General features: G+C 39.8%; 11 protein-coding genes and 1 pseudogene. 9 read left to right on the top strand and 3 right to left on the bottom strand.

The window, feature by feature from the left end; genetic code table 11:
- The first annotated feature begins 56 nt into the window (after positions 1 to 56).
- Together glmU and KO525_RS04525 are read left to right on the top strand one after the other, a co-directional pair.
- The gene (glmU, locus tag KO525_RS04520) at positions 57 to 1,415 is read left to right on the top strand and encodes a bifunctional UDP-N-acetylglucosamine diphosphorylase/glucosamine-1-phosphate N-acetyltransferase GlmU (protein ID WP_215962590.1); all 1,359 of its coding nucleotides are present in this window, start codon (positions 57 to 59) and stop codon (positions 1,413 to 1,415) included.
- Between the two features lie 175 nt (positions 1,416 to 1,590).
- A complete protein-coding gene (locus KO525_RS04525; RefSeq protein WP_215962591.1) occupies positions 1,591 to 3,087 on the top strand; it encodes a hypothetical protein in 1,497 nt (498 codons plus the stop codon).
- A gap of 129 nt (positions 3,088 to 3,216) precedes the next feature.
- Here KO525_RS04525 and KO525_RS04530 read toward each other — a convergent pair whose 3' ends face one another.
- Positions 3,217 to 4,851, bottom strand: coding sequence for a methyl-accepting chemotaxis protein (locus KO525_RS04530; RefSeq protein ID WP_215962592.1), 1,635 nt, complete (start codon positions 4,849 to 4,851; stop codon positions 3,217 to 3,219).
- A gap of 249 nt (positions 4,852 to 5,100) precedes the next feature.
- Here KO525_RS04530 and KO525_RS04535 point away from each other — a divergent pair, with 249 nt between their 5' ends.
- Positions 5,101 to 5,859: a DeoR/GlpR family DNA-binding transcription regulator gene (locus tag KO525_RS04535; RefSeq protein ID WP_215962593.1), complete on the top strand. Its 759-nt coding sequence runs from the start codon at positions 5,101 to 5,103 to the stop codon at positions 5,857 to 5,859.
- Positions 5,860 to 5,872: 13 nt separating this feature from the next.
- On the top strand, positions 5,873 to 7,705 hold the full coding sequence (gene glmS / locus KO525_RS04540; RefSeq protein ID WP_215962594.1) for a glutamine--fructose-6-phosphate transaminase (isomerizing): 1,833 nt from the start codon (positions 5,873 to 5,875) through the stop codon (positions 7,703 to 7,705).
- 377 nt (positions 7,706 to 8,082) lie between these two features.
- Here the strand turns inward: glmS and KO525_RS04545 are convergent, their stop codons facing one another.
- Positions 8,083 to 9,273, bottom strand: coding sequence for a HAMP domain-containing sensor histidine kinase (locus KO525_RS04545; protein ID WP_215962595.1), 1,191 nt, complete (start codon positions 9,271 to 9,273; stop codon positions 8,083 to 8,085).
- 95 nt (positions 9,274 to 9,368) lie between these two features.
- Positions 9,369 to 10,064, bottom strand: a complete 696-nt coding sequence (locus KO525_RS04550) for a response regulator transcription factor (RefSeq protein ID WP_215962596.1) — start codon at positions 10,062 to 10,064, stop codon at positions 9,369 to 9,371.
- 145 nt (positions 10,065 to 10,209) lie between these two features.
- Here KO525_RS04550 and KO525_RS04555 point away from each other — a divergent pair, with 145 nt between their 5' ends.
- The 5 genes and pseudogenes from KO525_RS04555 to KO525_RS04575 all read left to right on the top strand — a co-directional run bounded on the left by KO525_RS04555 (position 10,210) and on the right by KO525_RS04575 (position 14,875).
- On the top strand, positions 10,210 to 10,914 hold the full coding sequence (locus KO525_RS04555; protein WP_215962597.1) for a hypothetical protein: 705 nt from the start codon (positions 10,210 to 10,212) through the stop codon (positions 10,912 to 10,914).
- Between the two features lie 18 nt (positions 10,915 to 10,932).
- Entirely contained in the window at positions 10,933 to 11,610 is a 678-nt protein-coding gene (locus KO525_RS04560) for a DUF2306 domain-containing protein (protein ID WP_215962598.1), read from the top strand.
- Positions 11,611 to 11,763: 153 nt separating this feature from the next.
- A pseudogene (locus KO525_RS04565) lies at positions 11,764 to 12,539 on the top strand (class I SAM-dependent methyltransferase).
- A gap of 216 nt (positions 12,540 to 12,755) precedes the next feature.
- Positions 12,756 to 13,775: a tryptophan--tRNA ligase gene (trpS, locus tag KO525_RS04570; RefSeq protein WP_215962599.1), complete on the top strand. Its 1,020-nt coding sequence runs from the start codon at positions 12,756 to 12,758 to the stop codon at positions 13,773 to 13,775.
- Positions 13,776 to 13,858: 83 nt separating this feature from the next.
- Entirely contained in the window at positions 13,859 to 14,875 is a 1,017-nt protein-coding gene (locus tag KO525_RS04575; protein WP_215962600.1) for a serine hydrolase, read from the top strand.
- Positions 14,876 to 15,236 lie beyond the last annotated feature (361 nt).

Raw genomic sequence — 15,236 nt, forward strand, 5'->3', positions numbered from 1 at the left:
ATCTGATTGCGTATAATACCTGCGTTTAAAATAATTAAAATGGAAGTATTGCCCAAATGAGTTTATCTGTCGTGGTTTTAGCTGCCGGAAAAGGCACACGTATGCGTTCTAGCTTACCAAAAGTTTTGCACCCAGTTGCACACAAGCCTATGGTACAACATGTAATTGATGCAGGTACTGCATTGAATGCGTCAGGAGTGACAATAGTATACGGACATGGCGGCGACACGTTAAAACAGGCACTTGCTGAAAACAACGCCAATTGGGCACTGCAAGCTGAGCAACTTGGAACCGGTCACGCGGTAAAGGTTGCTGAACAATTTATGCCTGACAACGATACAATTTTAATTCTATATGGCGACGTACCACTTATTCAAAGCGCAACTCTAGAACGGTTACTCGCTGTTAAACCAGAAAAAGGCATTGCGCTTCTCACTGTTAAGCTAGACGATCCATCTGGTTACGGTCGAATTATTCGTGAAAACGGTTCAGTTGTAGGCATTATTGAGCAAAAAGACGCAAATCCAGAACAACTCTCAATCAATGAAGTAAATACGGGCATAATGGCGGTTAACGGCGACTTGTTAAAATCGTGGTTGAATAACCTTTCAAACGACAATGCACAGGGCGAATACTATCTAACCGACATTATCGCTATGGCGAATGAGCAAGGCTATGCTGTAACAACAGCACATCCCGACAGTGCAATGGAAGTTGAAGGTGCGAACAACCGTGTACAACTAGCCGCTTTAGAACGTGAATATCAGAAACGTGAAACCGAAAAGCTAATGTTGGCAGGCGCTTCAATGCGCGATCCAAGCAGAGTTGACGTCCGTGGTGACGTAACCGTTGGCCAAGATGTTGAGCTTGATATCAATGTTGTTTTTGAAGGCAAAGTTACTTTAGGTAACAATGTGGTTATTGGTCCAAATTGCTTGCTTATTGACTGCGTGATTGGTGATAACACTGTGGTTCACGCAAATAGCATTATTGAGTCAGCCGAAGTTTTAACTAATGCTCAAATTGGTCCATTCGCTAGATTGCGCCCTGGTGCGGTCGTTGGCAATAAAGCTAAGGTCGGCAATTTTGTAGAAATGAAAAAATCAACATTAGGCGAAGGGTCTAAAGTTAATCATTTCTCTTATTTAGGTGATACAACAGTTGGCCAAGGTGTAAACATTGGTGCCGGCGTTATCACGGCAAACTACGATGGTGTGAATAAATTTAAAACGACCATTGAAGACAACGCATTTATTGGCACAAACTCAACACTTGTGGCACCGGTTACCATTTCTGCAAACGGTTTTGTTGCTGCAGGTTCAACGATTACCAAAGATGTTGAAAAAAATGCTCTTTCAATTGCGCGCGGAAAGCAACGAAACATAGACAATTGGCCACGTCCTGTAAAAGGCTAAACTCATGATCCGGTGTTACTTTTTTAGTAATACCGGAGCGTTTAATACCATTGCAGTAACTAATACATCGATTCAGTCGTCGGGGAATGCTCGACTAATTAATAGAATAATAACTCGAATTCAGTATAATGTACTGTGTTTTTAAACTCGACAAATCAAAGGCCCTGAATTTATCATGAACAAACGGTTTATCACTACTTTTGCAGCAATTCTTATTGGATTTTCAAGTTTGTTAAGTGCTAACAATACGTTAATCTTAGATACGTTGTATGAGCAGGGGATCAAGTTCATTTCTTCAGATACCCTTTCAGGTAGAAGTGCAAGTGCGTTTAGCGTCTACAAAATGATGGCTAAAACCGACAGTGAGCATCCAAAAACCCATTCATTTGCATTGTTACTCGACACCGCAACTAAACAACAGGTAATGGCACTTGTTCAGCAAGGTCAGTCGTTAGACGCTGACCGTTTAAAACTTGAATATTTGTCACTGCAGTATGAAGTAGGTGTTGAGCCTTCCAGTTGGGCGGCATTAAAACAAAGTTTTACTCAAGCCCCTGCAACCACCAGTCAAGTTGCAAAGACACCAGTACCAAAAATTTCTCCTGCTGACCTAAAAGCAACAAATCAACTGTCGAGTAGTCAGGTTAGAACTTTGATTTCAAATACCAAAGTATATTTACGTCAAAAACAATTTTTTGCTCCTGAACATAAAAATGCCTTTAATAATATTAGACGTTTGTTAAAAGACAATCCTAAAAATACCAAAGCGATTGCCCAGTATTTTAATTTGCTTGAAGACGTTCAAGAAGAAGTTGATGATTTGCTGGATGACGGAGAAATTTTTAAAGCCATTTCACTGACCGAACAAGGCCTGAGCGAGCTACCAGATCACGCATTATTGCTTAATTTAAATGAACGTGCGATTGGATTACAAAACATTGATAGTCATATTAGTGCGTTACATGATCCAAATGAATATATTCCAGAGTTGTCTACATCAACTCGTAATGCGCTATTGTCAAATGCAAAAACCTACCTAAAAAGAAAGCAATTTTTCGCTCCTGAGTCGTCGAACGCCTACTCTAAATACAAACGTGTATTGACTAGCGAACCGGATAATTCAAAAGCAAAAACGGGTATGTTCAAACTAGTTAAAGAGCTTGATGAAGAAATAAAAGAATTAGTTAGCGACGGTAAAATTGAGTTGGCAAGAAACTTATTGCATCAAGCACTTAGTGCGATACCTGAAATGGCCAGTTGGAGTTCAACACTAGTAAAACTTGATGAGTTAAGTGCATTAAAACAAAAACGTTTGGATTATGCACAAGCTACCTATTCTCCAACCATGTCATCAAGAAACCGCAAGGCGTTGCTTACAAATGCGAGATCATATATCCGCAGTGGTAACTTTTTTAGCGTAGGCGACAGCACTAAAAATGCAAATGATGCTTTATTTAAAGTATTAGCGGCTGAACCTGATAATGAAAAAGTGGCTGGATATTTTGACGACTTAATTAAGAAAGTGAATGAAACTGCAGTTGAGTTGGCAGAAGATGGTGAATTAAATCGAGCGGCGAGTTTAATTAATCAAGCTTTAACATTCCATGCAGGTCACCCAGCATTAGCGACATCAAGCGGCAGTTTAAACAGCCTTATCGCAGTTATTCAGTAATATCTAAAACTCAAAGAAGTTACCTATTATAGATAACTTCTTTGAGTCTATGTGTTTGGTTAGTTCTATTTATTCTGCATAACAAACACTTTGGTAAACCGAGCTTTATCCTGAGTCAGATTAACCCGGTTAATTCAGTTTAAATCGACTTACAGAATCACTGAGTTGTTTCGCCTCAACTCTCGCATTTCTTGCTCTCTCGCCATTTTGCGACGCAATTTCAAACGTATTTGCCGTTTTATCAGCGAGCTCAGTTAGGTACTTACTTATTTCTTGTGCGACCTGACTTTGCTCTTCAGTCGCGGTTGCGGTTTGCGCAGCAACGTCGGTTACTTTTTGCGAAGCTTCTGCAATTTTAGATAATGCCGTTAAGGTTTGTTTAGACAGTGCTACTGTAGATTCAGTTACCGCGCTACCGGCATTAATCGATTCCACAGCATGTTCAACACCATTTTGTAAATTCTCGATCATTTTTTGAATGTTCTCAGTACTCTGCTGAGTCTTACTCGCCAACGTACGCACTTCATCTGCTACAACGGCAAAGCCTCGTCCCTGCTCACCCGCACGGGCGGCTTCAATTGCTGCATTTAATGCCAGTAAGTTTGTTTGCTCAGCGATACCACGGATAACATCTAGAACCGATGCTATATCCGCTGAGTTCTCAGACAATTTAATAATAACCTCAGCCGCATTGGCAACCGTATCTGACAAGTTAGAAATTTCAGTAACGGCTGATTCAGTAATTCGAGTGCCCTCTTCAGTCAATACTGTTACCTGCTGTAACTCATCTGCGGTTAAATGCGCGTTTTCAGCAACTTCTTTTATTGCATAAGACATCTCATTTACAGACGTCGCGATTTGCTCAACAGATTCAGATTGTTCTTGGCTGATCTCCTGCACTCTTTTCGCACCGCCATCCATCTGTCCAACACCCTCAATAACTTTTGAAGACTGACCAACGATGGACGAGATAAGTTTCGCTAAATCATTTACAAACTGATCTAAACTGTTTTCCACATCACCAATTTCATCATGGCGTTTCGAGTTAAGACGTTGAGTTAAATCGCCATCGCCGCTGTTTAAGCTATCAATTTGGTTGCGTAGCGTTATCAAAGAATTCGACATTAACTTAGGACCGATATAACCAATCGTCATCATTCCACAAACAATAATTAAACTAATCGTAAGCAAAACACTCTGTTGATTAGCCACTGAGTCTACTGTTTCTGATGACACAAACTTAGACATTTTGTCGGCTTCTTCCCCTGCAATGTCATAAAAACTCCGCAGCGCTTCAAAAGCCACTAACGAACTCTTAGCGCTTACATCCCGAGCTTTGTAAACATCACTCTTACTGACCAATTCAAAAACTTCGCCACTTTCTTGCAACCACGTTTTGTAGGCTGGTTCAAACCCACTTAATTTAGCTAAAATCTCAGGATAAGCCTGAAGCAGCGATTTGTACTTATTCATGCGTTCAAGCGCTTGTTGCGCATTATCTTGATAATCGACAAATGCTTGTTTAGCAGATTCACTATTAGGGGAATTAAGTAAAACTTGCTGCTCGGCAACACGGGCTTGATATAAATCTCTGTCGGCGTTTAAAACAGCCGAGATAGCTGGATTAAATTTTTTCCCAAATAAATCTAACGCAGATTCGGTTTTTGATATTAGTGCGTTATAAAATGCCACCAACAGTATGAGAAATAGCGCAATTGCGCCAAAGGCTGCGGTATATCTGAATCGGATGCTATGTACATTCATATTAATTTCAGCTAGTTGATAAAGATAATAATTAATATAGATGAGGTATTTAACTTTATCGACTTTATATTTTTTGTGAACAACTTGACGTGTGTTATTACGAAACTATAATGGTTTCGTTTCGAAAGTTACAAGATTCGAACATTGTTAATTTCGAAAGCCTGTTTCCCAACTTGCTTTCGAAAATGACTAGGTTCACTATCCGATAAACAATTTGAACAAATATCAAACTATAAACGGGACTTTTAAGTGCAAAAACGCGACACTCAATCTAGACGACGAGCAATTGTTGACTTAGTAAATGACAAATTAGAAGTGAGCGTAGATGAATTAACGGCTAGCTTTGGTACGTCAGAAGTGACCATTCGCAAAGACTTAACCGCACTTGAAAACAGTGGATTGTTGTTGCGTAAATATGGCGGTGCTATCTCACTACCAAAAGGCTCATCCGAGCTCAGTAGTCCTCAGGTTTCTAGTCGCAAACAGAACATTGCTAAAGCCGCGGCCAGTTTAATAAAAGATCACAACCGAATTGTCATAGATAGTGGCTCAACCACATCAACATTATTGCTGCACGCTCAACATGTGCGAGGTTTAGTGGTTATGACCAACTCAATGCAAGTGGCGAATCAAACTTTTGAACTTGAAAACGAACCAACCTTGTTGATGACTGGTGGCACATGGGACCCACAATCCTGTTCGTTTCAAGGCCAACTCGCAGAATCTATGTTAGATTCATATAACTTTGATCAGGCGTTTTTAGGCGCCTCTGGACTTGATGTTACGCGTGGTACAACAACGTTTAACGAATTAACAAATTTAAGCCGCGTGATGGCAAAAGTATCTCAGCAAGTTATCGTCCTTGCAGAGTCAGACAAATTACAACGAAAAATACCAAATTTAGAGCTTCCCTGGAGCGAAATAGATGTCCTGATCACTGATTCAGACATTGACGCAAACAGTGAAGCGCAAATCGCAAAAAATAACGTAAAAATTATAAAAGTTTAATTGGAGAGAGAACATGTGTGGAATAGTTGGTGGTGTAGCTGAACGTCGGATCGTAAATATCCTGTTAGAAGGTTTAAAACGATTAGAATATCGTGGATATGATTCTGCAGGTGTCGCCTTATTAGATGGCGACGGCGTAATAAAACGTGAACGCGAAGTTGGCAAGGTACAGGCACTAGCCGATGCCGTAGCTGCTTCTGGTCTAAATGGTACCACTGGTATCGCGCACACTCGTTGGGCCACTCACGGCGGCGTTACGCAAGCCAATGCTCACCCACATATTTCGTCAACTGAAATTGCTTTAGTTCACAACGGTATCATTGAAAACCACGAAAGCCTGAGAGAACAGTTACAACAAGACGGATACGACTTCTCCTCAGCCACTGACACAGAAGTAATTGCTCACTTAGTAGCAAAAAACCGCAAACAGCACGATACGCTATTGGCAGCAGTTCAGGTTTCAGTTAAACAACTTGAAGGCGCTTACGGCACAGTCATCATGGAACCACAAAACCCTGACCGCATCGTTGTTGCTCGTTCAGGTTCACCATTAGTTATTGGTTTAGGTATGGGCGAGAACTTTGTTGCTTCAGACCAACTTGCCCTTTTACCAGTAACTCGCCGTTTTATCTTCTTAGAAGAAGGTGATGTGGCAGAAGTAACACGTGATTCAGTTAATATTTACGATGCCGATGGTAACCCAGTAACACGTGAAATTAACGAATCAACGGTCACTCATGACGCAGGTGACAAAGGCGCTTACCGTCACTACATGTTAAAAGAAATCCATGAACAACCAATTGCAGTACGTAATACTTTAGCTAGCCGTATTAACGAAAATACCGTAATTGAAGACTGTTTAGGCGACAACGCCGCTGAAATCCTAAAAGGGATAGACCATGTTCAAATTATTGCATGTGGCACCTCATATCACTCAGGCATGGTTGCTCGCTATTGGTTAGAGTCACTCGCCAATGTAAGTTGTAATATCGAGATTGCATCTGAGTTCCGTTACCGCAAATCTTATGTTCCTAAAAACTCGCTTATCGTCACGATTTCCCAATCTGGAGAAACCGCAGATACTCTTGCTGCACTAAGACTTGCAAAAGAAATTGGCTACAAAGCCAGCTTAACTATTTGTAACGTGCCAGGTTCATCACTTGTCAGAGAATCAGACTTAGCGGTTATGACAAATGCCGGTGCTGAAATTGGCGTTGCATCAACCAAAGCATTTACCACACAATTAGTTGCGTTACTTATGTTAACCGCAGCCTTAGGTAAACAAAAAGGGATGACAGCCGAAGTTCAGAAACAGATTGTGACTGCACTTAGCAGCTTACCTGCAAAATTAGAAGAGTCACTTCTAATGAGCGAAGGCATCGAAAAAATGGCTGAAGAATTTGCTGATAAACATCACAGTCTGTTTTTAGGTCGTGGCGAGCAATACCCAATCGCGATGGAAGGCGCATTAAAGCTTAAAGAAATCTCTTATATTCACGCCGAAGCCTATGCTGCCGGTGAATTAAAACACGGTCCTTTAGCGCTAATCGACGCAGAAATGCCAATCATCGTTGTTGCACCTAATAATGAATTGTTGGAAAAACTAAAATCAAACGTTGAAGAAGTTCGCGCCCGCGGCGGTATTTTGTATGTCTTCGCCGACAAAGACGCTAAGTTCAAAGGCGACGATACAATGCGAGTAATGGAAGTACCACACGTTGACGAACTTATCGCGCCAATTGTGTACACCATTCCATTACAGCTATTAAGCTACTACGTCGCAATCATCAAAGGCACCGACGTTGACCAACCTCGTAATTTAGCGAAAAGCGTTACGGTTGAATAAGCAATTGATATAAAACAACTTATTATTGTCGGAAGACAATAAAGTTTGAAACTTAACAATAAAGATTGAAACTTTACAATAAAGATGGAAACAAAATAAAAGGGCTCATTGAGCCCTTTTTTACTAATCGTGTGAGAATTAAAGCATATCGCTAAACAGCGATTGGTAACCCTTGCCGAAAAACCAACTCACTTTTGGACATAGACGAGTTAGGATCAGATTGCGTCTGTGCTACTACAGATAAGTTAAAACGTCTTTTTTAATCTGAACTCCCAGTAAATTTGAGAGTTCAGTTTTAGCGTAAATATATGCCCTCTAGATAGAGCGATTATTTTTTTCAAAAATTTAATCATTTCTTCTGAGATAAGAGTTGTACATTAAGCAGTGATTGGTAAATTAAAGGTAAACTCACTGCCTTTACCAAGCTCACTTTTTACTGATAAATCGCCGCCATGAGCTAATGCGATACGTTTGCATAAAAATAACCCTAAACCAACACCTTTATTGCTGCGGTTGTTTACGTTTTCTGCTTGAGAAAAGGGCTCAAACACCTTAGACAAAAACTGTTCATCCATTCCTGAGCCAAAATCTCTTACCGTGATTGTTAATTGATCCGCATGCTTTTTACAGCTAACAAGTACCGGGCTAGAGTCGATGGTATGGGTTAGCGCATTCTCAATCAAATTACGCACTAAAAACTTAAAGCGGCCTAAATCAATATCAACAACTCTCTCTGGAATTGAGCCTTCTAGTGTTAAGTTGTCTATGCCATCAAAACTATTAATGATGTCTGCTATCACATTGGGAAAGTAATATGGCTCTAAATTTAATAGTTTGTGTGAATCTCGCAGCCGTTCACTTTCTAGTAGTTGCTCAACAATCGAATCCATTTTGTTTATTTCGTTATTAAGCTTAGACACAGTTTGGTCGTTGTTTAAAAGTGCCAGCAACACCTTCATTCTTGCCATAGGTGATCTCAATTCATGGCTAACTGAGAGCAATAATTCATTCTTTGAAGCAAAAAGTTCTTCTAAATTTTCAGCCATAGTATTTAATCCATTGGTGAGTTTTCCCAAGTCATTGGCCGGGTGAGTTTGAATGCGGTGTTTAAGGTTGCCTTGGCTAATTTGAGTGGCGCTGTCTATGGCGCTTTGGATTGGACTTAATTGCTTATTCAACAACTGATAGTTAACAAACAATACTAATAGCACACCAAGCCAAGGCCAAAACACCAGCCAGTTTGGGTAAACGATAAGGTTAGCTATTTGCGAGGTGACCGCGATGGTTGTGTTATTTGATGTGGTAAACACAAAATACTTCGTGCCTACTTTTGTAAAAAACAGCTTGCCAAGAGGTGTTGCGTTATTCATTAGCTTTTCAGGTGTTGGTAGCGGATCTCCGGTTAACCAAACCTTTTCACCTCTGGTAATTTGTATCGCCACACGATTCTTTTTAGCTTCTGTCTTTAAATGCTCAATATCGATTGCCCCTGCAACTAATTTAGCCATCATCTCATGCAGCGCTTCATGTCTGTCTAAAACAATTTGCTGTGCCTTTTGTTCAGACATGGAAAAACTCCCTAGTAAAACCAGAACAATTAGTAGTAGTGTCGTGATGGCAAACAGTAAAAAGAAGCGCGTGTATAAGTTCAAGTTTGGGAGTTTCACAATGGCTTCCCTATAAATGTGTAACCAATGCCCCTGATGGTTTTTATGAACATGGGATCTGCGGCAGAATCATTCAGTTTTTGTCTTAGTCGACTGAGCAATATATCGACAGCGCGACCATACAAGTCAACTTCTACACCTTTTAACGCGCCGGTGATTTGTTCTCGGTTATAAACCTTGCCTGGATTGCTCGCCAGCGTATAAAGCAAGTGAAATTCCATGCCGGACAAGCTGACCTCTTCACCGTTCACTTTAACTAATTGCTGTGCGGGAAAAATATCAAGGCTAGCAAACTGAATGTGCTCCTGTTTTTCGGTTTCTTCCTTTTTACTCCTTGTTCGTCGAAGTAAAGCTTGTACTCTGGCTAACAGCTCTAATGGTTCAAAAGGCTTGGGTAAGTAATCATCAACACCAATTTCGAAGCCATGTACTTTATCTTCTAACTTACCTCTAGCAGTCAACATAATGATAGGTAAAGTGTATTTTTTTCGGATCTGTTCACATAAGGTAAAGCCATCGACATTGGGCATCATCACATCCAAAAGCAGTAATAATGGAGCTTCCTTTTCTATTAGCTCCATTGCTAAAAGCGGATCATTGGCTACGATGAGCTCACATTGATGATTGTTGAAGAAAGCAGCTAAACTTTCCGTTAACTCTTCATCATCATCAATTATTAATATCTTTGTCATAGTAGCTACTTGTGTATTGTTTACGACATATTCTTCCATGAGAGAGTCAAACACAAACCTTTCATTGCAATTGTTACACTATGTTACCCAAGCCATTAGTGGAAGTGGGTATGATCGCTCCTAATTACCAACAAAGGAGCATTTTATGTCAATACTTAACAACAGTAACAAATCCATCGCGAGATTATTAGCATGTTTAATGCTTGTGCAAATGATCTTGGGAATAATTTTAAATTTCTATTTTTTAAAACCAATTTTAAGATATGACGGCTCCGTAGGTACTCAAGAACTCATCTATATACTAGGAAGTGCAACTCTTGTGGCGCTTATTATTAGTTCACTTAATTTAGTATTTGGTTTGCTACTGCCAAAAGACAGAGTGAGTAGACAAAGCGGCATGTTTATTACCCTTATTGCCTTGGCAGCAGTAGGAATAGTGCTTTCTACAGTTGAATACGCAAAACTGTCTGAATACGTAGTATTTTTAACAGGTGGTTATTTAGATGCGGGTTCAATTAGAGAGGCATTCGAGCCACTGAAAAAGCTACTGGCGACAGGAAGAAATGAGGCGCACTTTTTTTCAATATTTATATCAAGTTTAAGCTTGTTGTTTTTCTATGGCTTGGTTCTAAGAGAAAAACTGCTGCCAACTTACCTTGCCAGTTTCGCGGTTTTCTCCGTAACACTTCAGTTGATTGCAGTCGGCCATACCTTTTTTGAATTATCCATTCCAACGTTGATTCAAGCGCCTATCGCTCTAACTCAACTTATTGTGCCGATTTATCTTTTAGTGGCAGGGTTTAAATGTGACTCACATTTAGTTAGTGAACAGCTTGAAAAAGCCAGTTAATACTAGAGGAATCTCCCCATGTTTTTATCGTTTTTTTTAGTGTTTCATATATGTGCGGGTGCTATCGCTCTGCTAGCTGGGTACTCAGTGATTGTTGCAAAAAAAGGACAGATGGCACATAAGTACTTAGGTCGAGTTTATGTCGTAGCAATGTTAGCGCTTGGGCTTACTGGTACATATATAGCGATTATTAGAGAAATACCGCTTTCGATGCTAAATGGCCTAGTACTTTGCTACTTTGTATTGTCTTCAATAAACACGATTTGGCAAGCGCCTAAACAAACTAATGCATATGATAAGCTGCTGTTTACTTTTGTCATTCTGATTACGATTGGCTTTGGTTGGTATTCTTATTTAATCACCCAGTTAGAGAGCAAAGAGCTAGGTGGCTTTGGCATTGAAGCTTATTTAGTTTTCGGCAGTGTTATGGTTTTATGCTGTTTCGGTGATTGTCGTTTTTTAATACGTGGTGGATTAAGCGGAAATAGCAGATTAGTTAGACATTTATGGCGCATGTTTTTCCCACTTCTAATGTCGACAGCAGCATTCTTTCTTGGCCAAGCTAAACACTTACCTGAGTCTATACAACGAATAGAGCTCTTATTACTGCCCGTTGTTTTGGTCGTACTTACTACGATTTACTGGATAACTAAAATGCAATTGAAACAAATTAAAACTAAAGCAAAAAATTTGTGAGAATTATTTTAGCGCTGCGAACCATTAGTTAATAAGTCTTGCTCTGCTCGTTATGTCTATGACGCGCTCTTGCTAAATCATGCAGACGTAAATGGCAATGCATTTTTCTGAACAAGTAACTTTTATATCGGATTTAAAAGCAGGAGGAAACATTTGGATTATATTGAAATAAATAAGGACACATGGAACAGAAGAGCGGAAATTCATCTCAAATCTAAGTTTTATGATGTGAAGGCTTCATTCAAGGTAAAACTTCGCTTAATGAGATAGAACTCAACGATGTTGGAAGTGTCGCTGGCAAGTCTTTGCTGCATTTACAGTGTCATTTGGGGTTAGATTCATTATCTTGGGCTCGACTAGGGGCAAAAGTAACAGGTGTCGATTTTTCTTCAAAAGCGATAGAAAGTGCACGTAAGTTGGCAGAACAAACTGGATTAGACGCACAATTCATTTGCACAGATCTCCATGAGTTTTCTCAGAGAAACAATTCACAATTCGATATTGTATTTACCTCATAAGGTGTACTTTGTTGGTTACCTGATTTAGGCAAATGGGCCAGTTTAATAGCGAACAGCCTAAAATCGGGAGGGGTATTTTATATTGTTGAGTTTCATCCTTTTTTTGATGTTATCTCTGGTTATTCTTACTTTCCAAGTGCAATCCCCGATGTTGAAGAAGAGAATACTTATACCGAAAATGATGATGGTGATAAATTAACTGTAATTACTTGGCCACATCCGTTAACCGAGGTCATAAATGCACTCATTAATGCAGGCTTGATTATTGAGCAGTTTAACGAATATCCATTTAGCCCGTATAACTGTTTAGAAAATATGGATGAGCTAGAAAAAGGAAAATTTTCATTTAAATATAACGGGGGAAATGTTCCTTTAATTTACTCTATTAAAGCGTGTAAACCAGAACTGTAAAAAAAGCAGTTAAAATGTTGAATTAATTGAGTCTCACCGTCTACTTTGATAAGGTCACGATCATGAAAAAAGTACATCTTAATACAATTTCTTTTTACTGGTGGCGCTCACTCTGAGCGGCACAGGATTTGTACATTCTTTTGCTGCTGGAAGGTAGCTGAGTCTGTATGTTCTTTATATCTCCAGTAGCACATTTTATTAAACTGGAGATATATCATGAAGCATCAAATAAACACTCAACGAGAAGCCATCCTCACAGGCGACAGAGCGACAGGCCCTCTTCATCTCGGTCATTATGTTGGCTCGTTGGAGAAACGTGTATCTCTACAAGAAATACACGACCAAACAATTCTTGTCGCAGATATTCAAGGACTCACTGACAATGCACACAATCCATCAAAGGTTTCGTCCAATATATTAAATGTGGTGGCTGACTACTTGGCTGTTGGTATAGACCCTCTGAAAACTACTATTTGCCTGCAATCTCAGCTACCTGCCCTTGCTGAGCTAACAATGTATTACAGTAACTTAGTAACCATCTCAAGACTTGAACGAAACCCTACAGTAAAGAGTGAGATAAAAAGCAAAGGTTTTAATCGCTCCGTCCCCGCAGGTTTCTTAACATATCCAATTTCTCAAGCGGCTGATATCACCGCGTTTAATGCGACATTAGTACCTGTTGGTGATGACCAGCTTCCAATGCTTGAGCAAACGAATGAAATTGTTAGAAAAATTAACTCATTAGCAGGGCATCCAGTGCTCAATGAGTGTAGACCATTGCTAAGTAATACGTCACGATTGCCAAGTACTGACGGCAAAAACAAAATGAGTAAGACAATGGGGAATACCATTAATTTGGGCGCGACTGAGAAAGAGATAAGAAGCGCTGTTCACAGTATGTACACCGACTCAAATCACATAAGAGTTGAAGATCCAGGTCAAGTTGAAGGAAACATTGTTTTCACTTATCTTGATGCTTTTCACCCAGACAAAGAATATGTCTATCAACTAAAAGAATATTACCAACGGGGTGGCCTTGGTGATGGCACAACAAAGAAAATACTTGAAGAGTGCCTGCAAGATTTGTTGAAGCCAATTCGTGAGATTAGGGAGCTTTACCTTAATGACAAAGCACAACTAATAGAAATATTACGAGCAGGAAGTGAGATCTCAAGAAACAGAACCAACACTGTTCTTCATAGCGTGAAAGATGTGTTTGGGTTGAATGTAATTTAGCTGCTCGGTGGCATTGGTATTAAAACCTACACTGTTAAGTATTTTATACTCAGCTATAGAATCACAATTTGGAACTTAAGCAAATGAAAAAAAGCAAATTAGCGGCAATCCGCATTGCCGCTGCTATTGTCACTTTTACTAGTATCTACGTGTTCGCGCCATGGGAGTTTGGACTTTACTATCTAAAGCCACTTCCGAATACCATAGAGCAGGAACTGGCGAATGCCGTAGAAGAACGACTCGATGGCATAATCGTATATGTCGATAGAAAAGGCAACGCGGGTGAATTATATGCTGAAGGCTTTCACGAACGGGATACTAAAACCCCCGCTTCCCCTCAAGCCTTATTTAAAATAGCCAGTATTAGTAAGCTTTATGATGCGTCCGCTCTCGTCAAACTTGTCGCGAATAAAACGCTATCGTTAGATGGAACACTCGTTGATTACTTGCCGGAATTTAATGGAAAGATCCAAAATGCCGACAAAATTACGCTTCGCATGATGGTCCAACATCGAAGTGGCATCCCTAATTTTACCGATGCCGAAGGATTTAATTGGGCAGATTCTAATATCGATGGTTTAGAGTTGATTCTTAATAAACAGGCTGATTTTGAGCCAGACACAGATTACAGCTATTCGAATACCAATTACCTGTTGCTACAAAGAATCATGACAAAAGTACTCGGTTACGACTACGGACAGTTTATTAAAGATGAAATGCTATTCCCCTTAGGTATTAACGATACCTTTATGTCGGTGAATGAAATCGATCTAGATAGATTGATGAGTGGTTATCACATGGGGTATCCAGATGACTTTAAGAATCTTGATCAAGGCATGATCGCAACGACAGAAGCAGTTGGGAAATTTATCAGGGCGCTCAATGATGGCACTTTATTTACCGCATCAGAAGCCGAAATTTATAAAGGCCTCTATAAATATCAGCACGATGGCTGGGTATTGGGTTACTGGAGTCGTGCCCGCTATTATGCCGATATTGACACCGTTGTTGTTCAGTTTGTTAATACAACTGGTGATGACACTTTGCTTCTTTCTCAAATCGTTCACAATCGAATAATTGATATCATACGTAAAAGGTAAAGCACTCAATTGATAAATTCGGACTCTCCAACATTTGAACCGTCCACTAATATGACAATGACTGTAAAGGAGCTACAAGATTTAGGGTTTGAACAACCTTTTAGTTTTCGAGAACATGTGTTTTCAGTAACAGATGGAGGTCCAATATATGCCAGAAGATTTGGCGTAGAATATTCGGATTTAACCATTTTGGTGATACATGGTGTTTTGTCAGATTGATTTAATTATAACAAGTTCTCAGGACTTCTAAATGAGGTAACTCAAGCGGAAGTCGTTACGGTGGACTCACGAGGACATGTACTTTCTTCAGGAACCCTTTGTTTATATTATTTACAAACGATACAAGTCCGCTTATCGCTGT

The organism is Psychrosphaera sp. B3R10, assembly GCF_018861025.1.
In the GTDB taxonomy this organism is placed as follows: Bacteria; Pseudomonadota; Gammaproteobacteria; order Enterobacterales; family Alteromonadaceae; genus Psychrosphaera; species Psychrosphaera algicola.